The organism is Pseudomonas alloputida, assembly GCF_021283545.2.
Classification (GTDB): Bacteria; Pseudomonadota; Gammaproteobacteria; order Pseudomonadales; family Pseudomonadaceae; genus Aquipseudomonas; species Aquipseudomonas alloputida.
In genome coordinates this window covers 1,795,412-1,818,195 of the sequence record NZ_CP128540.1, presented here as the reverse complement: position 1 = coordinate 1,818,195, position 22,784 = coordinate 1,795,412, and the positions used below count along the sequence as shown (strand labels likewise).

Annotated in this window: 24 protein-coding genes; 7 read left to right on the top strand and 17 right to left on the bottom strand. The window is 62.7% G+C overall.

Going from position 1 to position 22,784, the window contains the following annotated elements; all coding sequences use genetic code 11:
- Positions 1-107 precede the first annotated feature (107 nt).
- The 3 genes from LU682_RS08475 (at position 108) to LU682_RS08465 (ending at position 3,320) form a co-directional block, all read left to right on the top strand.
- Positions 108-545 (top strand): Lrp/AsnC family transcriptional regulator, encoded by a 438-nt coding sequence (locus LU682_RS08475; protein ID WP_003254357.1) that lies wholly within the window; start codon positions 108-110, stop codon positions 543-545.
- A gap of 497 nt (positions 546-1,042) precedes the next feature.
- Entirely contained in the window at positions 1,043-2,575 is a 1,533-nt protein-coding gene (locus LU682_RS08470; protein ID WP_010955047.1) for an NCS1 family nucleobase:cation symporter-1, read from the top strand.
- A 16-nt stretch (positions 2,576-2,591) separates the two neighbouring features.
- Positions 2,592-3,320, top strand: coding sequence for an aspartate/glutamate racemase family protein (locus LU682_RS08465; RefSeq protein ID WP_010955048.1), 729 nt, complete (start codon positions 2,592-2,594; stop codon positions 3,318-3,320).
- 118 nt (positions 3,321-3,438) lie between these two features.
- Here LU682_RS08465 and LU682_RS08460 read toward each other — a convergent pair whose 3' ends face one another.
- The 7 genes from LU682_RS08460 to LU682_RS08430 form a co-directional block, all read right to left on the bottom strand.
- Positions 3,439-4,632, bottom strand: a complete 1,194-nt coding sequence (locus LU682_RS08460; protein ID WP_010955049.1) for a D-amino acid dehydrogenase — start codon at positions 4,630-4,632, stop codon at positions 3,439-3,441.
- A gap of 44 nt (positions 4,633-4,676) precedes the next feature.
- On the bottom strand, positions 4,677-5,339 hold the full coding sequence (locus tag LU682_RS08455) for a histidine phosphatase family protein (RefSeq protein ID WP_010955050.1): 663 nt from the start codon (positions 5,337-5,339) through the stop codon (positions 4,677-4,679).
- A 234-nt stretch (positions 5,340-5,573) separates the two neighbouring features.
- Entirely contained in the window at positions 5,574-5,912 is a 339-nt protein-coding gene (locus LU682_RS08450; RefSeq protein ID WP_010955051.1) for an FKBP-type peptidyl-prolyl cis-trans isomerase, read from the bottom strand.
- A gap of 127 nt (positions 5,913-6,039) precedes the next feature.
- On the bottom strand, positions 6,040-6,447 hold the full coding sequence (locus LU682_RS08445) for a GFA family protein (protein WP_004577113.1): 408 nt from the start codon (positions 6,445-6,447) through the stop codon (positions 6,040-6,042).
- 67 nt (positions 6,448-6,514) lie between these two features.
- Positions 6,515-7,303, bottom strand: coding sequence for a PhzF family phenazine biosynthesis protein (locus LU682_RS08440; protein WP_010955053.1), 789 nt, complete (start codon positions 7,301-7,303; stop codon positions 6,515-6,517).
- A gap of 52 nt (positions 7,304-7,355) precedes the next feature.
- Positions 7,356-8,294, bottom strand: a complete 939-nt coding sequence (locus LU682_RS08435; protein WP_010955054.1) for a 2-hydroxyacid dehydrogenase — start codon at positions 8,292-8,294, stop codon at positions 7,356-7,358.
- Between the two features lie 38 nt (positions 8,295-8,332).
- Positions 8,333-8,530 carry a hypothetical protein gene (locus LU682_RS08430; RefSeq protein WP_232857530.1) on the bottom strand — a complete coding sequence of 66 codons (198 nt, stop codon included), beginning with the start codon at positions 8,528-8,530 and terminating at the stop codon, positions 8,333-8,335.
- Between the two features lie 281 nt (positions 8,531-8,811).
- On the opposite strand from LU682_RS08430, the gene LU682_RS08425 reads away from it, so the two are divergent.
- Positions 8,812-10,113 carry an IS4-like element ISPpu8 family transposase gene (locus LU682_RS08425; protein WP_010952894.1) on the top strand — a complete coding sequence of 434 codons (1,302 nt, stop codon included), beginning with the start codon at positions 8,812-8,814 and terminating at the stop codon, positions 10,111-10,113.
- 478 nt (positions 10,114-10,591) lie between these two features.
- Here the strand turns inward: LU682_RS08425 and LU682_RS08420 are convergent, their stop codons facing one another.
- From LU682_RS08420 to ccmA, 10 genes are read right to left on the bottom strand one after another with little or no spacing between them, the layout of a single operon-like run.
- A complete protein-coding gene (locus LU682_RS08420) occupies positions 10,592-11,008 on the bottom strand; it encodes a hypothetical protein (protein ID WP_003254373.1) in 417 nt (138 codons plus the stop codon).
- A gap of 12 nt (positions 11,009-11,020) precedes the next feature.
- The gene (gene ccmI / locus LU682_RS08415) at positions 11,021-12,217 is read right to left on the bottom strand and encodes a c-type cytochrome biogenesis protein CcmI (RefSeq protein ID WP_232857612.1); all 1,197 of its coding nucleotides are present in this window, start codon (positions 12,215-12,217) and stop codon (positions 11,021-11,023) included.
- A complete protein-coding gene (locus LU682_RS08410; protein WP_003254376.1) occupies positions 12,210-12,686 on the bottom strand; it encodes a cytochrome c-type biogenesis protein in 477 nt (158 codons plus the stop codon). The genes ccmI and LU682_RS08410 overlap by 8 nt, the downstream gene beginning before the upstream one ends.
- Positions 12,683-13,219 (bottom strand): DsbE family thiol:disulfide interchange protein, encoded by a 537-nt coding sequence (locus tag LU682_RS08405; protein ID WP_010955056.1) that lies wholly within the window; start codon positions 13,217-13,219, stop codon positions 12,683-12,685. The genes LU682_RS08410 and LU682_RS08405 overlap by 4 nt, the downstream gene beginning before the upstream one ends.
- Complete coding sequence (locus tag LU682_RS08400; protein ID WP_010955057.1) at positions 13,216-15,204, bottom strand: heme lyase CcmF/NrfE family subunit; 1,989 nt, start codon at positions 15,202-15,204, stop codon at positions 13,216-13,218. The genes LU682_RS08405 and LU682_RS08400 overlap by 4 nt, the downstream gene beginning before the upstream one ends.
- Positions 15,201-15,656, bottom strand: coding sequence for a cytochrome c maturation protein CcmE (gene ccmE / locus LU682_RS08395; protein ID WP_003254379.1), 456 nt, complete (start codon positions 15,654-15,656; stop codon positions 15,201-15,203). Before ccmE ends, LU682_RS08400 begins: the two co-directional genes overlap by 4 nt.
- Positions 15,653-15,829 carry a heme exporter protein CcmD gene (ccmD, locus tag LU682_RS08390; protein ID WP_003254380.1) on the bottom strand — a complete coding sequence of 59 codons (177 nt, stop codon included), beginning with the start codon at positions 15,827-15,829 and terminating at the stop codon, positions 15,653-15,655. Before ccmD ends, ccmE begins: the two co-directional genes overlap by 4 nt.
- Positions 15,826-16,593, bottom strand: coding sequence for a heme ABC transporter permease (locus tag LU682_RS08385; RefSeq protein WP_010955058.1), 768 nt, complete (start codon positions 16,591-16,593; stop codon positions 15,826-15,828). The genes ccmD and LU682_RS08385 overlap by 4 nt, the downstream gene beginning before the upstream one ends.
- 46 nt (positions 16,594-16,639) lie before the next feature.
- On the bottom strand, positions 16,640-17,308 hold the full coding sequence (ccmB, locus tag LU682_RS08380) for a heme exporter protein CcmB (protein ID WP_003254382.1): 669 nt from the start codon (positions 17,306-17,308) through the stop codon (positions 16,640-16,642).
- A complete protein-coding gene (ccmA, locus tag LU682_RS08375; protein WP_003254385.1) occupies positions 17,305-17,937 on the bottom strand; it encodes a cytochrome c biogenesis heme-transporting ATPase CcmA in 633 nt (210 codons plus the stop codon). Before ccmA ends, ccmB begins: the two co-directional genes overlap by 4 nt.
- Before the next feature lie 170 nt (positions 17,938-18,107).
- Here ccmA and fliK point away from each other — a divergent pair, with 170 nt between their 5' ends.
- The 3 genes from fliK to LU682_RS08360 all read left to right on the top strand — a co-directional run bounded on the left by fliK (position 18,108) and on the right by LU682_RS08360 (position 22,779).
- Positions 18,108-19,664 carry a flagellar hook-length control protein FliK gene (gene fliK / locus LU682_RS08370; RefSeq protein ID WP_010955059.1) on the top strand — a complete coding sequence of 519 codons (1,557 nt, stop codon included), beginning with the start codon at positions 18,108-18,110 and terminating at the stop codon, positions 19,662-19,664.
- Entirely contained in the window at positions 19,661-19,999 is a 339-nt protein-coding gene (locus LU682_RS08365; RefSeq protein ID WP_010955060.1) for an EscU/YscU/HrcU family type III secretion system export apparatus switch protein, read from the top strand. The genes fliK and LU682_RS08365 overlap by 4 nt, the downstream gene beginning before the upstream one ends.
- Before the next feature lie 68 nt (positions 20,000-20,067).
- The gene (locus tag LU682_RS08360; RefSeq protein WP_049586780.1) at positions 20,068-22,779 is read left to right on the top strand and encodes a dermonecrotic toxin domain-containing protein; all 2,712 of its coding nucleotides are present in this window, start codon (positions 20,068-20,070) and stop codon (positions 22,777-22,779) included.
- Positions 22,780-22,784 lie beyond the last annotated feature (5 nt).

The window sequence follows — 22,784 nt, the reverse complement described above, 5'->3', positions numbered from 1 at the left end:
CAGTATGCAAAGGCTGCAGGCTGGCCATCCAGCGGATAACCAAGGCATTTTCGCCAACCTACCTTTACTATCAAGGTAAATAACACGAATTACCTGATGAGGTGGGTATGACCGATGCCATCGACCAATTATTGATCAACGCACTGATGGAGGACTCGCGCCGCTCGCTCAAGGCGCTGGCGCAGGTCAGCGGGCTGTCCGCACCCAGCGTCAGCGAGCGCCTGCGCCGACTGGAAGAGCGTGGCGTGCTGCGCGGCTATACCGTGGAGGTCGACCCGCGCGCCTTTGGCTACCAGTTGCAGGCGATCGTGCGCATCCGTCCGCTACCGGGGAAGCTGCAGGAGGTGGAGCGCCAGATCATTGCCATCCCTGAGTTCACCGAATGCGACAAGGTCATTGGCGAAGACTGCTTCGTCGCCCGACTGCATGTGCGCTCGATGGAGCAGCTGGACACCCTGCTCGACCTCATGAATGTGCTGGCCGAGACCAATACCGCGATCATCAAGAAGACCCCGGTCAAGCGGCGGTTGCCGCCAATGGATTGATTGGCTCCTGTGCTGGCCTCTTCGCAGGCGTGCCCGCGAAGAGGCCAGTACAGGAAAAGCTGAGTATTTTTTGTACACAAAAACGTAACCATAGGTGCCATTTTTGTGTGCACTTTCTTCAGTGGCGCCCCAATTCGTTACACACTTTCCACCCTCTATTTTGACCAAATGATCAACTAATCAATCTTTCAAAAATTTAAACTTGTTCATACGGTCAACTTATATTCTCTATATTTCATTAACTTAGCTTTTAACAAGATAAGTTCGAAATCATCGCCTGTTGAAACCTGCTCTTCCCTTGGCATGGAACTCGCTTTTGTGTGTTCGTGTTTTGTATACAACTTAAACAAAACATAGATACACAAGAATCCGCGACGCCGACCCCAATGTCAGCCGCCGCGCCCACAACCCTGTGATGCCAACGCTGCACCGACGAGATGGCGAGCCCGTGCGCATGCCCGCTCATCGCAGTCCAAGTGCATCAGGAGCCCGCCGGAATGAGTAGCAGCCTCGACCTTGCCCCTGAACTATCCGTCGCCAGCACACACCCCGCGTCCACGCTTGCCGGCCACCAGCCGGACCTTGTTCTCAGCCCGCGCCTGCATAACCGCGACCTCGCGCCAACGCGTATGGAAGGCCGTCGCTGGGGCGGCTACAGCATCTTCGCGCTGTGGACAAACGATGTGCACAATATCGCCAACTATTCGTTCGCCATGGGCTTGTTCGCCCTCGGCCTGGGTGGCTGGCAAATTCTGCTGTCGCTGGCCATCGGCGCGGCACTGGTGTACTTCTTCATGAACCTGTCGGGTTACATGGGGCAGAAAACCGGGGTACCGTTCCCGGTCATCAGCCGCATTGCCTTCGGCATCCACGGCGCGCAGATCCCGGCGCTGATCCGTGCCGTCATCGCCATCGCCTGGTTCGGCATCCAGACCTACCTGGCATCGGTGGTGCTGCGGGTGCTGCTCACCGCCGTTTGGCCGCAAATAGCAGCCTACGACCACGACAGCATCCTCGGCCTGTCGAGCCTGGGCTGGGTGTGTTTCGTGTCGATCTGGCTGGTGCAGCTGGTGATCCTGGCCTACGGCATGGAGATGGTGCGCCGTTACGAGGCCTTTGCCGGGCCTGTGATCCTGCTGACCGTCGCCGCACTGGCGGTGTTCATGTACTTCAAGGCCGACGCGCGCATTGCCTGGTCGGTGGCTACGCCGCTGACCGGCTACGAGATGTGGCGCAACATCTTTGCCGGCGGCGCACTGTGGCTGGCGATCTACGGCACCCTGGTGCTGAACTTCTGTGACTTCGCCCGCTCCTCGCCTTGCCGCAAGACCATCCGCGTGGGCAACTTCTGGGGCCTGCCGGTAAACATCCTGGTATTCGCCGTGATCACCGTGGTGCTGTGCGGCGCGCAATTCCAGATCAACGGCCAGATCATCGACAGCCCGACGCAGATCGTTGCCGCCATACCCAGCACGCCATTCCTGGTGCTCGGCTGCCTGGCCTTCCTGATCGTCACCGTAGCGGTGAACATCATGGCCAACTTCGTCGCCCCGGCTTTCGTACTCAGCAACCTGGCGCCGCGCCACCTGAACTTCCGCCGTGCCGGGCTGATCAGCGCCACCCTGGCGGTGCTGATCCTGCCCTGGAACCTGTACAACAGCCCGCTGGTGATCGTGTACTTCCTGTCGGGCCTGGGCGCCCTGCTAGGCCCGCTGTACGGCGTGATCATGTCCGACTACTGGTTGCTGCGCAAAGGCTGCATCAACGTGCCGGAGCTGTATACCGAGCACCCGGCCGGCGCCTATCACTACAGCAAGGGCATCAACCTGCGCGCCGTGGCCGCCTTCGTGCCGGCCGCACTGCTGGCCATCGTGCTGGCCCTGGTGCCCAACTTCCAGGGCATCGCGCCGTTCTCCTGGCTGATTGGTGCCGGCATCGCCGCCGCCCTATACCTGCTTATCGCGCCACGTAACCGCCATTACCACGACGTCAGCGGCGAGTGCATCGCCGTCGACCACAGCGGCCATTGATCAAGGAGGACTGCCCATGCGTATTCTGATCGCCAACGTCAACACTACCGAAGCCATCACCCACGCCATTGCCGAACAGGCCCGTGCGGTGGCCGCACCCGGTACCGAAATCGTCGGCCTGACACCCTGGTTTGGCGCCGAATCGGTGGAGGGCAATTTCGAGAGCTACCTGGCGGCCATCGCGGTGATGGACCGGGTACTGGCCTTTGAAGGGCCTTACGATGCCGTGATCCAGGCCGGTTATGGCGAACATGGCCGCGAAGGCCTGCAGGAACTGCTCAACGTGCCTGTGGTGGACATTACCGACGCCGCCGCCAGCACGGCAATGTACCTAGGCCACGCCTATTCCGTAGTAACCACGCTTGACCGCACCGTGCCATTGATCGAGGACCGCCTGAAGCTCTCGGGCCTGTATGACCGCTGCGCCTCGGTGCGAGCCAGCGGGCTGGCGGTGCTGGAACTGGAAGCCGACCCGCTGCGGGCCGTGGAGGCGATTGTCGAGCAGGCCGAACGCGCCGTGCGCGACGACAAGGCCGAGGTGATCTGCCTGGGTTGTGGCGGCATGGCCGGGCTGGACGAGCAGATTCGCCAACGCACCGGCGTGCCGGTGGTGGATGGTGTGAGTGCAGCGGTGACCATTGCCGAATCGCTGGTGCGCATGGGTTTGAGCACGTCCAAAGTGCGCACCTATGCGACGCCACGGGCGAAGAAAGTGGTGGGCTGGCCGATGCGCTTCGGCCGCTAGAGATCCTTCGCCTGTACCGGCCTCTTCGCGGCTGATGCCGCTCCTACCGGACCAGCACAAGCCTGAATACCGTGGGGTCCTCGTAGGAGCGGCTTTAGCCGCGAAGAGGCCGGCCCGCTTAACGCATCATCCTGGCCAAACGCTGCGCACTGCCACAGGCCAAGGTGAACCCTAACGCCCCATGCCCCAGGTTCAGCCACAGGTTGCGGTACACTGTCCCACCTATGATCGGCACCCCGGTCGGTGTCGCTGGTCGCATCCCCGCCCATTCCACCGCCTGGCCATAATCCGCCGCCCTTGGCAGCGTCTCCAGCGCCAGCCGCCGCATGCTCTGCAAACGGCGCATGTCCACCGACTCGTCGAAGCCGACAATGTCCACCATCGCCGCTACCCGCAGCTGCTGCCCCAGGCGTGCATAGACGATTTTGCGCTCATAGTCAGTAAGGCTCACCTCCGGGGGCAGGTGCCCGGCGCTGATCGGTGCGGTCAGGCTGTAGCCCTTCAGCGGGTAAACCGGTATCTGCACCCCCGGTAATGCCAAGCCTGGGCCGCGATGCCCGGCACACAGCACCAACTGCTCCACGTCCAGCTGCTGATCGCCCAGTTGCAGTGCCACGACCTGGCCCTGGCGCTGAACCAATTGCGTCACCGGCCGGCCAAGCAGGAAACGGCACTGGCCCGACGCGCGCAACAGCGCCTCCAGCCGCAAGCAAAACACGTGGCAATCGCCAACCTCTTCGCCCGCCGTGAACACGCCCCCCACAAACGGTGCGCCATCCAGGGCAGGCTCCAGCCCGCGCAGCTCGGCAGCCGCCAGCACCTGCTGACTGGCCGGGTCCGTCAACTGTTCCCGGCCTTGGGCAAAGGCCCGTTCACTGCGAAAAGCCACCAGCTTGCCATTGCGCCGCCAGCCGAAATCTCCCAGGTTATGGTCTTCGCGCCATTGCGCCAGAACGGCCTGGCTGCACAGCGCCAGCTCAAGCAATTGCCCGGCATTACGGCGATTGACGCTACGCCTACAAGCCAGGGTGAATGCCAGCAGCCAGCGCCACTGGGCCGGGTCCATGCGCAAGCGCAAGCGCAATGGCGACTCGCCCCGCAACAGCCAGCCCAGCGCCTGCCACGGCACCCCGGCATCAGCCAGCGGCGCCACATAGCGATAGGACAATTGCCCGCCATTGGCGAAGCTGGTGGCCGACGCCAGGCTGTCGCGGGCCTCGATCAGGTCAACCGACCACCCTTCCCGAACCAGCGCGTAAGCCGTCGCCAGGCCCACCACTCCACCACCGATCACCGTTACCCGCTGCTTCATCGCTCATCCCTGTTCCGGCTTCCTTGCCAAACAGTACCAGCGGATCAGGTCGGGCAGCTATGCGCACCGTCATTCAGGCCCTGGCGCACATTGCGGCTCAGCAGGCTGGCTTTGCCATCGCGCCAGGTCAGGGTCAATACGTAGAGGGTGTCGAAGTCTTCGCCGCTCCAGTCCTCGGTGATCACCCGCTCCTCCCCCAGGGCCTTGCCGGCCACGGTGTTGATCAGTTCCGGCAGGTAGCCGTGGGACCAGGCCGTGTAGATGGTCGCATTGCGGTATTTGTCGCTCAGCAACTCATCGGCCAGTTCAGCGGTGTCGTTGGCGCCGTAGTCGATATTCACCGGCAAGCCGAGGCGGATGGCACTGGGGGTGATGGTCATCAATGGGCGGATGTAGCTGTAGCTTTCGTCCCGGCTGCCTTCCTCGACATGCCGCGTGGGGTTGGCGGCAAACACGTAGTCGGCCTTGCCAAAGCGCTCGGGCAGTACACTGGCCAGGTCCAGCGCACGGTTGAGACCTTGGCAGTTCAACTGCCCGAGCCCTTCGCCCGGCTTCTCGCCATGACGCAGAAACACCAGGGTCTGGGTGCCATCCACCGGTTGTGCCCGGCTTTCGACAGCCTCCAGCGCCAACGGCGCGGCGATGGCAGTGAGCACCAGGCTCAGCAGCAAGTGACGACGACGGCGAAAGAATGTTGGCAACTTCATCAAGGCAGGCTCGTGTGGCAGAGAATATCGGGTTTACCCGCCACATCGCCCGGCTAGTTGCAGGGCGCCCGTGCAGTGAATGCCATCCTTGGCAACGCGTGAGGGTCAGAGTGCCCCGAACCCGTTTGGTTCCTCCCTGGAGGTGAATGCCGTTCCCTAGGCAAGGCCTAGGTTAGGGGCTGGGTGTTGCGCAATTGTGTAAGGTGCAAGAACCTCGGGTTGCAACGTGAACACTCAATCATCCCGCGTGAGCACTTCCAGCAGTTCGATCTCGAAGGTCAGGTCCGAATTCGGCGGGATCGCCCCTACGCTGCGTTCGCCATACCCCAGGTGTGCCGGTACCTGCAGCTTGCGCTTGCCGCCAACGCGCATGCCCATCAGGCCTAGGTCCCAGCCTTTGATTACCCTGCCGGTACCGATCACGCACTGGAACGGCTTACCGCGCGACCAGGACGAGTCGAACTCGCTGCCATCGGCCAGCCAGCCGGTGTACTGGGTGGTGATCAGGGCACCTTTGACGGCAGCTTTGCCGTCTCCCTCGACCAGGTCGATGATCTGCAGTTCTTGGCTCACGGGTACACTCCAAACGCTGAAAAACAAAACCGCCCTTTTCTCAGGAATGCACCGGTTTGGCAAGTTCACGCAGAATTGTACGGAGGCATTCGCCGACGGAATGCCTCCGTACAGACATGACGTTGAATCAGCTGTTCTGCTCGAACACCTCTTGGCCGGACAGCTCCTTGGTCTGATTGGCGAAGCAGTACCACGCGGGTTTCTCTTCGACGAAGATCTGCAGGTCGAAATCCCAGGCTTGGTCGCCATCAAGCAGGCCGACCGGCACGGCATGGAAGTCGTTGGCCTTGAGCCGGTAGTACAGGTGCGTACCACAGCGGCCACAGAAAGCACGCTGGGCCCAGTCGGACGAATCATAGACGCTGGGCGCACGCCCTTCGATCAGCGGAGGCTTGCTGCAGTGCACCACCAGCAGCGGGCCGCCGGTCCACTTGCGGCACATGCTGCAATGACAAGCGCTGATATGGGTATTGTCGACGGTGACCGTCAGCCGCGTGTCGCCGCACAGGCAGGTGCCGTGTTTTTCCAGGGCCATGGGTGGCTCCTTGAACGGAAAGATGGGCCTGCAATTATAGAAGCCACCCAGGGCATCGCACGCCGTACTAGATGTACACATTGCCCCGCAGGTACAACGCCGCCCGCCCACTGATGATCACGCGGCCATTGCCCGGCACTTCGCACTGCAACTGCCCTTTGCGTGCCCCGCCCTGCTCGCAGCTCAGCACGTTCTTGCCCAGCCTTTGGGCCCATAACGGCGCCAGCGAGGTGTGTGCCGAACCGGTTACCGGGTCTTCATTCACACCAACCCGCGGGCCGAACCAGCGGGTGACGAAGTCAAAGCCACGCCCTGCCGCGGTCACGGCAATGCCACGGACGTCGAAGGCCGACAGCGCAACAAAGTCTGGTTTCAACGTTTCGAGCAGCATGGCGTCATCGATCACCACGACATAATCGTCGCTAAGGTACACCGCCTTCGCCTGGCTCAAGCCCAGCGCCTGCAAAAGGCCCGCTGGCATGTCGACCGCTACGGGTTGTTTGGCGGGGAAGTCCATGGCCAGCAGGCCATCAGCGCCACGGCTGACGCGCAACTCGCCACTGCGGGTATTGAAGCGAAGCACTTGCGCCTGCTCACCCAGTTGCTCGAACAGCACGTAAGCCGAGGCCAAGGTAGCATGGCCGCACAGGTCGACTTCCACGGTGGGGGTGAACCAACGCAGGTCGAACGTTTCGCCTTTGCGCACGAAGTAGGCTGTTTCTGACAGGTTGTTTTCTTCAGCGATGCGCTGCAGCACATCGTCCGGCAGCCAGCTGTCCAGCGGGATCACTGCGGCCGGGTTGCCACCGAACGGTTCAGTGGAAAAGGCATCGACCTGGAAGATTTCAAGTTGCATGCACACACTCCTTGTTGCCCGGGCGCTGCCAGGCAGATATCTGGAAAAAGGGTTAAGGGCGTACCGGGGTCAAAACTGGCTCACCGGCAAAGAACGCCTGCAGGTTGCGCAGCACCAAGTCCACCGTGTCGCGCGCGGCTTCTGGCGACTGGCCAGCCACGTGGGGTGTGAGCACGGTGTTGGGCAAGGCCTTGAGTGCATCGGGCACTGTCGGCTCGTCATCGAATACATCCAGCGCGGCGCCAGCCAGCTGGCCACGCTGCAATGCAGCAATCAGGGCCTGGGTGTCGACCACGCTGGCACGGGCGATGTTCACCAGATAGCCTTCAACCCCCAGGGCCTGAAGGACGTGGGCATCGACCAGATGCCGGGTGTTGGCGCCACCGGGGGTGGCCACCACCAGAATGTCGACGGCTTCAGCCAAGTGTCGGGGGCTGTCGTACCAGGCATAGGGCACATCCTGGCGTGCTGTGCGGCTGTGGTAGCTGACGTGCATGTCGAAGCCCAAGTGGGCCCGCTTGGCGATCGCCAGCCCCACTGCGCCGAGGCCGAGAATGCCCAGGCGCTTGCCACTCACCGAGGGGCTGATAACCCGGTTCCATTCACCGCGCCGCGTGCTGGCATCGGCGCGGGGGATGTCGCGCAGCAGCGCCAGCAGCAGGGCCAGGGTGTGGTCGGCGACGGCCGCGGCATTGGCCCCGGCGCCATTGGTGACGGTTATGCCGCGGGCAGCGGCGGCGGCCAGGTCGACCTGCTCGTAGCCGGCGCCAATCACGCAGATGATCTGCAATCTGGGTAATGCGTCAATTTCGGTGGCGGATAGCCCCAGCGGCCCACGGGTGAGTACCGCATCGATTTCTTCGGCGTGGCGATGAATGGCATCGGCGCGCAGTTGCGGCGAAGGGGCACGGATCAGGTGGTAACCGGCCTGCTCCAGCATGGGCAGGTAATCGTCGACGGTTTCCACCAGTACCAGGACTGTCTTGCTCATGCCACCTCCGGGTGAATTCGAGGCGTCATTATGCGGAGTCACCGGCCAGTACAGTCAATGGAAATAACAAGGCAAAACTGTACTGTGCTGTTGTTGCTGTTGCTGTTGCCGTTGCCGTTGCCGTTGCCGTTGATCTTGATCTTGATCTTGATCTTGATCTTGATCTTGATCTTGATCTTGATCTTCGCGACTTCAGGAGGCCGAACGCAGGCCTTGCGGAGGCAGGTGACGGGCATGGATGCCCGTCAAGCGCTGAGGCCCCAGGATGGGGCCTTCGGCGCGGTCCTGCCGGGAGCGAGGCCGGAGTGAGGGGACCCCGGAGCGCAGCGCAGGGGCCGGATGATGGGAGCGCAGCGTTTTTTGGTTACTTTTTGTCGCGTTTGACAAAAAGTGACTCGCCGTAAGGGCCATCCCTTTCAAGGTCTTCGGTAGAATTCGCTGAAATCCAGTCAGGAAGACCCGAGCGATGTGGGCTGATGTACTAGCGCGATTCGAGAAAAAAGCACCCGCCAGCGTAATGGCCAAACTTGCCTTGGAGCAGGCCATTGCGCCGGAGTGGGTCGATCAGGTTTTCGAGGAGCACCGCCAACGGCAGTATTCTCGCGAGCTGCTGTTCTCGACCATTATCAAGTTGATGTCGCTTGTTTCATTGGGCTTGAAGCCATCGCTGCATGCTGCGGCAAGACAACTGGACGACCTTCCCGTCAGCCTGGCAGCTCTGTACGACAAGATCAGTCGAACCGAACCTGCCCTGTTGCGTGCTCTGGTGACAGGCTGCGCGCAGCGCTTGGCGCCGACAATCCATGAGTTGGGCTGCTCAGCCATGCTTCCTGATTGGCAAGTTCGGGTGGTCGATGGCAGCCACTTGGCCTCTACCGAAAAGCGTCTTGGCGCGTTGCGCCAAGAGCGCGGAGCGGCTCGCCCCGGGTTTTCGGTGGTGGTTTACGACCCCGACCTGGATCAGGTAATTGACCTCCAGCCGTGCGAGGACGCCTACGCAAGCGAACGAGTTTGTGTTTTGCCGTTGCTGGCTGAAGCAAAGACCAATCAGGTTTGGATCGCTGACCGTCTCTACTGCACGCTGCCTGTAATGGAGGCGTGCGAACAGGTGAAGACATCATTTGTCATTCGCCAGCAGGCCAAGCATCCACGCTTGATCCAGGAAGGTGAGTGGCAAGCACCGATGCCCGTCGCCACAGGCACTGTGCGCGAGCAATCCATCGAAGTAAAAGGCGGGCACCGCTGGCGACGTGTCGAGTTAACGCTTCATTCACCAAACGACTCAGGTGATAACAGCTTGATGTTCTGGAGCAACCTGCCCGAGAGCATCAGTGCGCAACAGATCGCAGACTTCTATCGGCGCCGCTGGAGCATTGAAGGGATGTTCCAGCGGTTGGAAGCAATTCTGGAAAGTGAAATTGAAACCCTCGGCAGTCCGCGAGCCGCCTTGCTTGGATTCACCACTGCCGTGCTGGCATACAACGTTCTGGCCTTGCTCAAGCGAAGTGTTGAACAGGCTCACCGCGATGCCTTGCCCGAGAATTGGGAAGCCTCGATCTATCACTTGGCGGTGCAGATCAGAGGGGGTTACGAAGGCATGCAGATTGCCCTGCCATCCGAGTACATGCCCGTTGTTCCGATGGAAAACCTGGCTCAGCGCCTGCTGGAGCTGGCCAGAAACATCCAGCCCAGACAGGTTGCGAAAAGCCCACGAGGCCCCAAGGTGCTCAAAGCGAAGGCCTGGGTGCAAGGGACGGCTGTACATGCTCATGTTTCGACGGATCGGGTCATCAAAGCCGCCAAAACCAAAAGACCTTGAAAGGGATGGCCGTAAGGGCGAAAAGGTGAGTCAGCGTCGCCATCGCAAACGGACGGTTCGCTGAGTCAAAACAGACGAGTTCGCATCTTGCTTCTTGCTTCTTGCTTCTTGGATGTGGGCATTCACATCGCGTAGGTATTCATTCGCGCAGGGGGCGCATAGTCACCTTTCCGCCCTTACGGCGGGTCACTTTTTGTCAAACGCGACAAAAAGTAACCAAAAAACGCTGGCTCCTATCATCCGGCCCCTGCGCTACGCTCCGGGGTTCCCTCGCTACGGTCTTGCTCCCGGGAGTACGCGCTGCAGGCCCCATCCATGGGGCCTCAGCGCTTGACGGGCATCCATGCCCGTCACCTCCCTTCGCAAGCCCTGCGCTCGGCCTTCTGAAGTCGCAATCTGCGTCGCCTGAACTACCGCGCGCTTACAAGCAAAAGCAGAAGCAGAAGCAGAAGCAGCAGAAGCAGATACAGAAACAGTGTTACTGTGCGAACGCCCGCCCTAACCCACCTGGTACACCACTGCTGTCAGTTTCCTGCCAAGGCCCATTCGGGCTCAACGACCAGCTCCAGCCGTTATCAAACCGATAGTAGGTACGCTGCCGGTAGAAGGTATTGGGCTGCTTCTCCAATACATATACACCCAGCTTGGGATCCCAGTGGCTTGCCCCGCCAGGCGGTGGCGCAAAGCTGGCCGAGGTACGCGGCATGGGCTTGGGTATCGCCGCCGGCTTGCTCGGCGAAGTGGCAGGCTGCCTGCCCGGCAAGGGCTTGACCACCGGCCCCGACGGCGGCACACGCTCGATCGGTGGCGCGGGCTGCTCGTACGGCTCATGCACCGTACACGCAGACAAACCCAAGGCCAGGGTAATCAGGGTCAGGCGGACGGTGCTGTGCATGGCATTGCTCTCTTACTGGTCTGGAGTGTCGATGGTCAGGCGCTGGGTAGCCTGGGTGGCGCTAGACAACGGAGCACCCCGGCCAACCCACTCACCCTGGGTAGGCTGACCCGCGCGTGAAACACGTGCAACCAGTTGGACTTCGGCATACTGCGACAGTTTCATCTGCGGCATCATCGCATCAGCATCAGACAACTCCACCTCGATCGGCAACTGCGCCACGGTCACCCGCTTGGCCGCCAGCGGCATCGGCGGGCCATTGCTGGCGCGAGCGAAGATAAACACCGTGTCGTCCGGCTGAACCTTGTCCTTCAAGGCAGCCGCCAGTTCCACCCGCACTTTCAGGCGAGCCGCCACAGGTGCAGGCTCGGTCGCCTCTGCTGGCACCCCACCCAGGCGCTCGGCGGCGCGGTCGATACCACCCTGCAACGCCGCTCGCGATGCATCACCTTCTGGCAACTGCGCCAGCAAACGCTTCCAGTAGTCGATGGCTTCCTGATAACGCTCGCCTTCAAACGCAGTAATACCGCGCAGGCCCAGGCTGGTCACCTCGTTGGGGTCAGCCTTCAACGCTTCGTCAGTCAGCGCCTGCAATTGCGGGCTCCACTGCTTGTTGGCGGCAAAGTACTGGGCCTGGGCCCACTGCCCCAGCAGCTCGGGCTGGCGGCCAGCCAAGGCCACGGCCCGTTCGAACGTACGCGCGGCATCGGCCGGGCGCTGCTCGGCCATGTAGGCCCGGCCAAGGAAATACATGGCCTCGGCCGAATCCGGCTGGGCCTGCACCACGCGCTCAAGGCGCGTAGTCATTTCTTCCATCGACTTGGGTGCCTCGGCAAACTCCTGGGTCAGCGCCACCTGGTCCGCCGCACCAAAATGCAGGTACAGCCCCAGCGCCATCAGCGGCACCAGTACCGCAGCCAGCAGCGGCAGGGCCTTGCCCAAATGCCCCTGGCGCGGGGCCTCGGCGCCTTCGGTATCGGCCAGCAGCTCGCGGGCAGCCTCGTCCCGGCCCCTAGCCATCTGCGCCTCATCGAGCACACCGGCGGCTTGTTGGGCCCCCAGTTCGGCGACACGTTCCTGGTAAAGGGCCACGTTCAAGGCCGTGCGGTCTTCTTCCTGCTGGCGACGGCGGCCACGCAGGATCGGGAGCAGCAAAAAGCTGAGGGCAGCGAGCAGCAGAAGGCCCGCGCTAAGCCAGAATTCAATCATGGGTCTGTTCTTTTTCCAGCAGTTTGGCGAGACGCTCGCGTTCTTCGGCAGACAACTCATCGGCGCCCTGCACGGCCGTAGCACGGCGCCGGCGTACGATCACCGCCAGCACCACGAAGCCACCGGCCAGCAAGATCCCCGGGCCAAACCACAGCAGCCAGGTACGCCCGCTGAGCGCCGGCTTGTAGCGCACGAAGTCGCCATAGCGGTCGACCATGAAGTCGATGATCTGCTGGTTGCTCTGACCTTCGCCAAGCATGCGGAAGATTTCCCGGCGCAGGTCGGCAGCAATCGGCGCGTTGGAGTCGGCAATATCCTGGTTCTGGCACTTGGGGCAGCGCAGTTCCTTGGTCAACTGTTGGTAACGCTCGCGCTCGGCCTCGTCGCGAAACTGATAGGTGTCGATCGCCGCCTTGGCCACACCGGCCAGGCTCATGCCCAGCACTGCAGCTGCCAGCCAGCGCCTCATGGCTTGGCCTCGTCGATCAGGCCCTGATACAACGGCGCCAGCTGTTCACGCCAGACCGTGGCATCGACGATGCCTACGTGCTTGTAGCGGATGATGCCCTTGGCATCGATCAGGAAGGTTTCCGGCGCCCCATACACCCCAAGGTCCAGGCCCAGGCTGCCCTGCTCGTCACGAATATCCAGCTGATAGGGGTTGTGGAACTCGGCCAACCACTTCTGCGCGGCGGTGTTGTCATCCTTGTAGTTGACCCCATGGATCACCACACCCTGCTGTGCCAGCTGGTTCAGGTACGGGTGCTCGACCTTGCACGACGGGCACCAGGTGGCCCACACGTTGACCAGTGCCGGACGCCCCTGCAAGTCGGCCTGAGTCAGGGTGCGGTCCCCCTGTGTCGACGCCAGGGAAAACGCCGGGAACGGTTTGCCGATCATTGCCGAAGGCAGCTCGTCGGGCTTGAGGAAAAGCCCCTTGTAGAGGAACACCGCCACCAGCAGGAACACTGCAAGGGGCACTACCATGATCCAACGCTTCATGCAGCTGCTCCAGACACGCCCAGGACATCACGCACCCGGGTCTTGACCTTGACGCGGTAGCGCCGGTCGAGGGCCGCCAGCAACCCGCCCAGGCCGGTCAGCAGACCGCCCAGCCAGATCCAGCGGACGTAAGGCTTAATATGTACGCGCACAGCCCAGGCGCCATTCTCCAGTGGCTCGCCAAGCGCGACGTACAGGTCGCGGGTAAAGCCGGCGTCGATGCCCGCTTCGGTCATCATCGACTGTTGCACGGTGTACAGGCGCTTCTCTGGGTACAGTGTGGTCACTTCACGGCCCTCGCGGCTGACCACGATGGTGCCCTTGTCAGAGATGAAGTTCGGCCCCTCGAAGTGCTTGGCGCCCTGGAACAGGAAGTGGTAGCCACCCAGCTCCACGCTTTCGCCCGGCGCCATGCGCAGGTCGCGCTCGGCGCTGTTGTTGCTGGACAGCACCACGCCCAGCGCACACACCGCCAGGCCCAGGTGCGCCAGTTGCATGCCCCAGTAGCTGCGGCCCAGGCCCGGCAGGCCTTTGACCAGGCCCTTGTGGCGGGTCTTGTCGAAAATGTCACGCAGCCCGCCAAGCACTACCCAGGCGGCCAGGGCGAAGGCCGTCAGCGTCGGCCAGTCGAAGTCGTCGACGATAAAGCCGGCAACCGGTGCAAGGATGGCACTGCCGATCAATACCGGGGTCATCATGCTGACCAACCATTTGCCCGGGGTGTCCTTCCAGCGCACCACCACGCCCACGCTCAGCACCACCATCAGCAGCGCCATCAGTGGCAGGAACAAGGCGTCGAAATAGGGCGGGCCGACCGACAGCTTGGCCCCGGTCAGGGCATCGAGCACCAATGGGTACAGGGTACCGAGCAGAATCATCGAAGCCGCGACCACCAGCACCAGGTTGTTGGCCAGCAGCAGCGTTTCACGCGACCACAGGGCGAAACCGACCTGGCTCTTGACCACCGGTGCGCGCAGGGCGAACAGGGTGAGCGAGCCGCCGACCACGAACAGCAGGAAAAACAGGATGAAAATACCCCGCGACGGGTCGGCGGCAAACGCGTGCACCGAGGTCAGCACTCCGGAACGCACCAGGAAGGTACCCAGCAGGCTCAGGGAGAATGCGGCAATTGCCAGCAGCACGGTCCAGCTCTTGAACACCCCGCGTTTCTCGGTCACCGCCAGCGAGTGGATCAGTGCGGTGCCCACCAGCCAAGGCATGAACGAGGCGTTTTCCACCGGGTCCCAGAACCACCAGCCACCCCAGCCCAGTTCGTAGTAGGCCCACCACGACCCCAAGGTGATGCCAACACCCAGGAAAGCCCAGGCGACGATGGTCCACGGCCGCGACCAGCGCGCCCAGGCAGCGTCCAGCCGGCCGCCGAGCAAGGCGGCAATGGCGAACGCGAAAGCCACCGAGAAGCCCACATAGCCCATGTAGAGCATGGGTGGGTGAACGATCAGGCCAAAGTCCTGCAACAGCGGGTTGAGGTCACGGCCATCGGTCGGCACCTGCGGCAGCAGGCGCTGGAACGGGTTGGAAGTAATGATCAGGAAGCTCAGGAAGCCCACGCTGATCATGCCCATTACCGCCAGCACGCGGGCCAGCATCACCTGCGGCAACTGCCGGGAGAACACCGACACGGCAAAGGTCCAGCCGCCAAGGATCAGCGCCCAAAGCAGCAACGAACCCTCATGGGCGCCCCACACCGCACTGAACTTGTAGTACCAGGGCAAGGCGCTGTTGGAGTTGCTGGCCACATAGGCGACCGAGAAATTGTCTGTCATGAAGGCATGGGTCAGGCAGGCAAAGGCAAACGCCAGGAAGGCGAACTGCCCCCAGGCTGCCGGCCGCGCCAGGCTCATCCACAGGCTGTCGCCACGCCACGCGCCAAGCAACGGCACACTGGCCTGTACGACGGCAAAGCAGATGGCCAGAATCATCGCCAACTGGCCCAGTTCGGGGACTACCAGTGCTGCGTTCATGGCTTCGTCTCCCCGCCGGCAGCGGCCTGGCCGCTTTCCTTCAGGGCCTTGGTGACTTCGGGCGGCATGTATTTCTCGTCGTGCTTGGCCAGCACTTCATCGGCTACCACCACACCGTCGGCATTGAGCTTGCCAAGGGCGACGATGCCCTGCCCTTCGCGGAACAGGTCGGGGAGGATGCCGCGGTAGGTGATGGGTACCGACTTGTTGAAGTCGGTTACCACGAAACGCACGTCCAGCGAGTCGGCCGAACGCTGCACCGAGCCTTTCTCCACCATGCCGCCGGCGCGGATGCGCGTGTCCAGCGGGGCTTCGCCGTTGGCGATCTGGGTCGGTGTATAGAACAGGTTGATGTTCTGCTGCAATGCGCTCAAGGCAAAGCCGACGGCAACCCCGACGCCGACCAGCAGGCCGACGATGAGCAACAGGCGTTTCTTGCGCTGCGGATTCACTGGTTGTTCTCCCGGCGCAAACGGCGCGCCTCTTCTTGCAAATAGCGACGACGGGCCAGCAGTGGCGCACCGACATTCAGCGCCAGCACCGCCAGGCAGATGCCATAGGCCGACCACACGTACAGGCCATGGTGGCCCATGGCGAGAAAGTCACCGAAGGTGGCAAAGCTCATTGTGCGGCCCTCCGCCCCAGGCTGTTCAATACTTCGTCCCTGACCCAACTGGCGCGTGCTTCGCGCTTGAGCACTTCAAGGCGCATGCGCAGCAGCAGTACGGCGCCGAAGAAACAGTAGAAACCCAGCGCCGTGCACAACAGCGGCAGCCACATTTCGGCCGGCATCGCCGGCTTTTCGGTAAGGGTGAAGGTGGCCCCCTGGTGCAGGGTGTTCCACCACTCCACCGAATACTTGATGATCGGGATATTCACCACACCGACAATCGCAAGCACCGCACAGGCCTTGGCCGCACTATCACGATTACTGATCGCCTGGCCCAGCGCAATAATGCCGAAGTACAGGAACAGCAGGATGAGCATGGACGTAAGGCGGGCATCCCACACCCACCAGCTGCCCCAGGTCGGCTTGCCCCAGATGGCGCCGGTAACCAGCGCCACGGCGGTCATCCAGGCGCCAATGGGCGCGGCACACTGCAGGGCGACGTCGGCCAGTTTCATCTTCCACACCAGCCCCACCACCCCGGCCACCGCCAGCAGCACATAGCAGGACTGCGCCAGCATCGCCGCCGGCACATGGATATAGATGATGCGGAAGCTGTTGCCCTGCTGGTAGTCCTGGGGGGCGAAGGCCAGGCCCCAGGTGATGCCGACCAGCAGCAGGAGCACGGCAGCACCGGCCAGCCACGGCAGCATGCGGCCGCTGATGGCATAGAACCATTTCGGGGAGCCCAGCTTGTGGAACCACGTCCAGCTTATTTTCATCAGGGTACATCCAGGGTATTTGCCGGGCTTGAGAGCCCGGGACTCGTTATTCGCCGACGCTGATCTTCAGGCCGGCCGCTATCGCAAAGGGTGCCAGGGTAACGGCCAGGGCCGTCAGGCTGGCGAGCCAGAGCAGATGGCCGGTTGCCGGCATATTTTGCAACGCCGCTTGCAACGCACCACTGCCCAGGATCAATACAGGGATATACAACGGCAGAATCAGCAACGCCAGTAACAAACCTCCGCGTTTAAGGCCGACTGTCAGTGCCGCACCTACCGCGCCCAGCAAGCTCAATACCGGCGTACCCAGCAGCAGCGAACCGAGCAGCACCGGCAGGCAATGGCTTGGCAGCCCCAGCATCAGTGCCAGCAGTGGCGCCAACAATACCAGCGCCAGCCCGGAAAAGATCCAGTGCGCCAGCACCTTGGCCAGCACCAGCAGCGGCAGTGGGTGCGGCGACAGCACCCATTGCTCCAGCGAGCCGTCCTCGAAATCGCTGCGGAACAGGCCGTCCAGCGACAACAACACGGCCAGCAACGCTGCCACCCAGACCAGGCCCGGCGACAAGGTTTGCAACAATTGGCTTTCCGGGCCGACCGCCAGCGGGAACATGGCCACGACAATGGCGAAGAACACCAACGGGTTGGCCAGTTCGGCCGGGCGACGGAACAGCAGGCGCGCTTCGCGGCGCAGCAGCAAAATGAATACGCTCATGCAGCCCATTGCCCCAGGTTCAGTTCTCGATAACCGGAGGGCTTGCGTTCCAGTGTGTGGTGAGTCGTCAGCACCACCGTGCCGCCCTGCTCGCAGTGGGCTGCCAGGTGCGCTTCAAGCTGCGCCACGCCTTGCTTGTCGAGCGCGGTGAACGGCTCGTCGAGAATCCATAGCGGCGGACAAGCCAGGTGCAGCCGGGCCAGCGCCACACGGCGCTGCTGACCGGCCGACAGGGTATGGCAGGGGACGTCTTCGAAACCGCGCAGGCCGACAGCCTCCAGCGCCGCCCAGATCGCCTCGCGGCTGGCCGGCTGGTGCAGGGCGCACAGCCAGGTGAGATTCTCCTCGGCGGTGAGCAAGTCCTTGATGCCGGCGGCGTGGCCAATCCACAGCAGGGCGCTGGCCAAGGCATGACGCTGTTCTGCCAGGGGCTTGCCACCCAGCAGAATCTGCCCGGCCGTCGGCTGCATCAGCCCGGCCAGCAGGCGCAACAGGCTGGTCTTGCCGCTGCCGTTGGGGCCACTGATCTGCAGCATGTCGCCGGCGCCCAGCTCGAAATCGAGCTGTTCGAACAGCAGGCGCCAGTCGCGCTCGCAGGCCAGGCCCGCGGCTTGGAGGTGAAGGGTCACGGTTTCGCCTTATCTTCAGTAGGGCTTTGAAGCAGCCAACACCGCTCCAGAACCCTTGTGTCTCAAGTCGCCCCGCGCGCTGCCGTTATACTGGCAACCACAGGCGCGCGGCATTATTACACGCGCCGCCGCGCTGCCAAGAGGCCGGGCTCGACAGGTTGTATACAATCATGACTGAAATCAATAGTCTCGGCGCACAAACCGCGATCAACAGCCAAGCCATGAAGGCGGGCATGACCGGCGATCTGCTGCGCCTGATCCAGGCGCAGCCTGGGTTGCTAGCTCCTGGCGAAACCGCGCAAGCCGAGGTTTTATCGTTGCGTCAGACGGGCCAGGACTTTCAGCTGGTGCTACGGCTGATGCAGGCCAACGGCGTGCAGACCCAGCTTCAGGCCAACGCCAGCCAGCCGCTGCCCCAGGGCAGCCAGATCACCGTCAGCCAGACCGAAAGCAATCGCCTGGCGATCATGCTGCAACAGGCCAGCGCCAGCCAGGTCGCCACCCTCACCCAGCTGGACACCAGCAAGGTGCCGGTCGGCACCTTGCTGCAAGGCAAGGTCCTGACCAACCAGCTGCTGGCCCAGGCACCCGGCCAACCGGCCGTGTACCGGGCGCTGGTCAGCCTGCTCAACAGCAACCAGGCCGGTGCCACACTGAGCATCGACAGCCCGCGCCCGCTGGTCATTGGCAGCCTGCTCAGCGCCCTGGTGCAGGGTGATCAGTCATTGCGCTTCGTGCCGCTCAGCGGCAGGCAGGACCAACTCAGCATTGCCCAACAGCTGCTGACCCAGCAAAACCGCCAAGCCTCGCTACCCGGCCTGCTCAACGCCCTGCAACAGCTCACCCGCGACCCAGGCGTCGATGGCGACCTGCGCGCCAGCGCCGAACGCCTGCTGGCAAGCCTGCCGGACGCCCGACAACTGGGCGACGCCAAGGCAGTGGCCCAGGCCCTGAACAACAGCGGCAGCTTTCTCGAAGCGAAGCTGCTGAGTGGGTCCACCGCCAGCGTCGCCACCGACCTCAAGGCGCATTTGCTGCGGCTGATGGCCCAGGCCCCTGCCCTCCCGGCAAGCACTGCCAATCTCAACCCCGCCAGCCTGGCCGTGACTATGCCGGCTTTGGCGCGCAGCGCACTGGGCATGCTCGAGCGGGTCAGCCCCAAGCCGCAGCCGGGCGCGTTCCCATTACCGTCGCGCCTGCTCAAGGCCCTGGAAGAGGAAGGCGACCTGCAACAGCTGCTGCGCCTGGCTGCCGCTGCCGTTTCACGCTTGCAGAGCCACGCCATGAGCAGCCTGCAACAAACCGGCACGCTGGAAAACGGCAACCTGCAGACCACCTGGCAAACTGAAGTGCCGATCCGCCACGGCCAGGACTTCATCCCGCTGCAAGTCAAACTGCAGCGCGAAGAAACCCCACAACAACAGGCCGACCGCCAACATGAAGCCCAAGACCCTCGACAAGCCCTGTGGCGCATCGAGCTGGCCTTCGACCTGTCCCCGCTCGGCCCCCTGCAAGTGCAGGCACAACTGAGCGAGGGCCGCCTGAGCGGGCAGCTATGGGCGGAGCGCGAGCAGACCGCGCGGTTGATCGACACCCAGCTTGGCGCGCTGCGCGCGCGCCTGCTGGCCCGGGGCCTGGAAGTCGGCGACCTGGAGTGCCACCCGGGCATCCCGCCGCAGGGGCCACGCACACGGATGGAACAACGCTGGGTGGACGAAACCGCATGAACGATACGACACCACGCCAAGCCATAGCGCTGAATTACGACGGCCATCAGGCACCGACCCTCACCGCCAAGGGCGACGAGGACCTGGCCGAGGCCATCCTTGCGCTCGCCCGCGAACACGAAGTGCCGATCTACGAAAACGCCGAGCTGGTGCGGCTGCTGGCGCGGCTGGAGCTGGGCGAGCAAATACCCGAGGCGCTGTACCTGACCATTGCCGAGATCATCGCCTTCGCCTGGCACCTGCGCGGCAAGGTACCCGCCGGCTTCGATGATCCGGGCCCGGCAGAGCGCGATATCACCCCACCATTGCCCCCGCTGCCCGGCACTGGCCAGTAACTATCTACCACCCCCTCCGCCTCCATGCGCCCAACCTTGTCGGCCTCCCACGTACAAGGTGTACCGTCATGATCGACAGCAGAATCAACGCCAAAGGCGTGCAGTTCGTAGTAGACCATCTGGCCAACATCCCTCGCCCGGACCGCGAAGCCCATCGCTTGATCCGGCAGTGGCTTGCCGGGCAAGGTGTGCATATCGACCCCGATCGCGTCGATGTGGTCACCCTGCACTACCGGCCGGATGACCAAGGGTATGTGGCAGCGGTCCAGCAGACCCAGAGCATGACCCAGGCGCTGCTGGGCAACTGGCAAGGGGAGTCCGATAACAACCTCATCGGCGCACTGTTCGCCAACCCTTGGGCAGGCACCTTCCCCCAAGGGCCGTTGAAGCTGGTCGATCGCCTGCCAACGCTGGGCTTTGGCCATCAGGGCGCCGCCTTCGAGGTGTATAACGGCCTGTTCCAGCGATCGTCCCCCGCACGTTACGATGCCTCGACCCACATTCAGGTTCCGGCTGAAGCCTTCCAGCGGTTCATCGAAGCGCTGGACTTTCACCAGCCGTTCAAAGCCATGCTCGACGCTTACTGGCAGGAGCATCAGGACACTCACCGCCTGGCCAGCAAGCTCAATTTCATCGCCGCCTGCAACGCCCAGGTCAGCCAGGGGCGCCTGAGCAATGCTGCCAGGGAACTGGCATGGCAAGCCGCCGGCATGATGCCGCAGCGCTTCAAGATACGGGTCAGCACGCTGAGCATCTATGGCTATGCGGCCACCGACCTGCTGTACATCAACGCCCCCCACAGCGATCTGACCCTGCTGTACATGCCAGGTAACAGCTCGCCCTTGCTCGAATTCGCCAGCGAGAACCTGCTCAAGGACTGGGTGGGCGATCAGTGCAAGGACCCCGCCCGACGCGAAGCGCTAAAGCAACACTTCAGGCTCGCCGACCGTCCCCAGGGCCTGGATTTCAGTGGCCTGGACACCGCGCTCGAGGGCCTTGGCGACTATCCGGACCGGCACCGGCTGCCGCCTGAACACGGTTATTTCAACGATGATGGCGTCTGGCCCCCCAGAACCTACGTGAACTACAAACCTGGCAAATACAACCCCAAACTGACCGGGGATATGTTCGCAGCCCTGACCGAGCGCCAGCGCCAGCGCAGCTATGACGATGCCGATTTTGTCATCACCACCGACAGCCAGGTTACCAAAGCCAAATGGCGAGGCTACCTCACCAATACGCTCAACCTGCTAGCGCCACTGTGCCTGGTGGTGCCGGGGCTGGCGCCACTGCTGGCGCTCGGTGGCATTGCCCAGTTGGGCCTGGGCCTGGATCAGGTGATCAACGGCCACAGCCTGAAAGCCAAACAGGAGGGGGTGGGCGACATCGCCTGGGGGCTGTTCAACGCCGTACCGCTGGCAACGGAGGGCACAGCAGGCATCAAGGCCCTGTTCGAGTTCAAAAGCGACGGTTTTGTCATGCCGCGCGAGGTCAACGGGCAGCTCGGCTATCCGCTAAGCCCGACCAGTCCACCACGGCTTCCCGAGCCAGAAGGCGCGGAGTACTTCCACCACCACGAGCCGATTACACCGCTTGACGAAGGCGACCCGGCTGTTGCCGGCGCGGTGATACGCTTGCCACACTACGATGGCGAACTGGACGACCTGGAATGCAGCATCGAAACCTACAATGCACGCGTGGTCTATGACCTGGAGCACGACGCTTTCATCATCAAGGAAACCGTCAACGAGGTCGAGCCGCAAGCCTACATCGCAGTGCCTGGCAGCCGTGACCTTGTGGCGCTCGACAGGCAGCGCCCAGTCACCGACTCCATGCGCACCCGCACCTTGCGCGCGCTGGGTGTCGACCTGCCACTGCCAGTCACCATTCCGACACCGGCCCCGGACAGCGCCCCCATCCCCAAACTTATCTCCAGCCTCTGGGTCGGCGACAAAGTCATTAGCGAGCCATTGCTGGCCAACCTTGCCGCCAACGCCGCGCGCCTGAGCGACAGTGAATACAGCATGCGCCTGTTTCTGTCGAAGGCTTCGCCTACCGCTTACGAACAGAACGCAAGGCTATTGGCAGCCCGGGCCCCAGGGCTGCAGGTATTGCCGCTTGAAGAGCAAGGCTTCTTCCGGGCCTTCTGCCAGAGCCGCTATTACGCGCAGTACGAGGCAGCGCTGGATGGCAACGGTGGCATCGCCACCAATTACGCGTCTGCGACCGATGTGCTGCGCTACCGGATGCTGCACCATGAGGGTGGGCTGTACATGGACGTGGACGACTTCCTGCTGCCGGACGGCAAGGGCGAAACGATCGATCAGGTCGAGCTGCGCACCCCACCCGATGGGCTGCTGCTGCCACCGCCGATGTCCAACGAGAAAATGAGCATGAATTGCCTGTACAACACCAGCCTCATTGGTAGCCACCCAGGCAACCCACTGCTGGATGCGATCTCCGATGAAATGCTCGCACGTTTCCAGACCCATGCAGACTTCTACGAAAGCCGACCGAGCCTGGAACAGGACCCGAGCGGTTTCTACCGCTATGCCAACACGCTCAGCTACCTCACCGGGCCGGCACTGCTCACTGAAGTGGTCGATCGCCATCTACCCGGGTTGCGGACCCTGCGCCAGATCATCAACCTGCACACCATGCCACGCGTCAACACCTATCCATTCATCAACCCTTCGCAAGCCAATACAGCCCTGAAGCAACTGCTGCCCCTGAACCGGTTCGCCGGCGTGGGCGGCAATCACTCCTGGGTTCGCAATTGAAATGA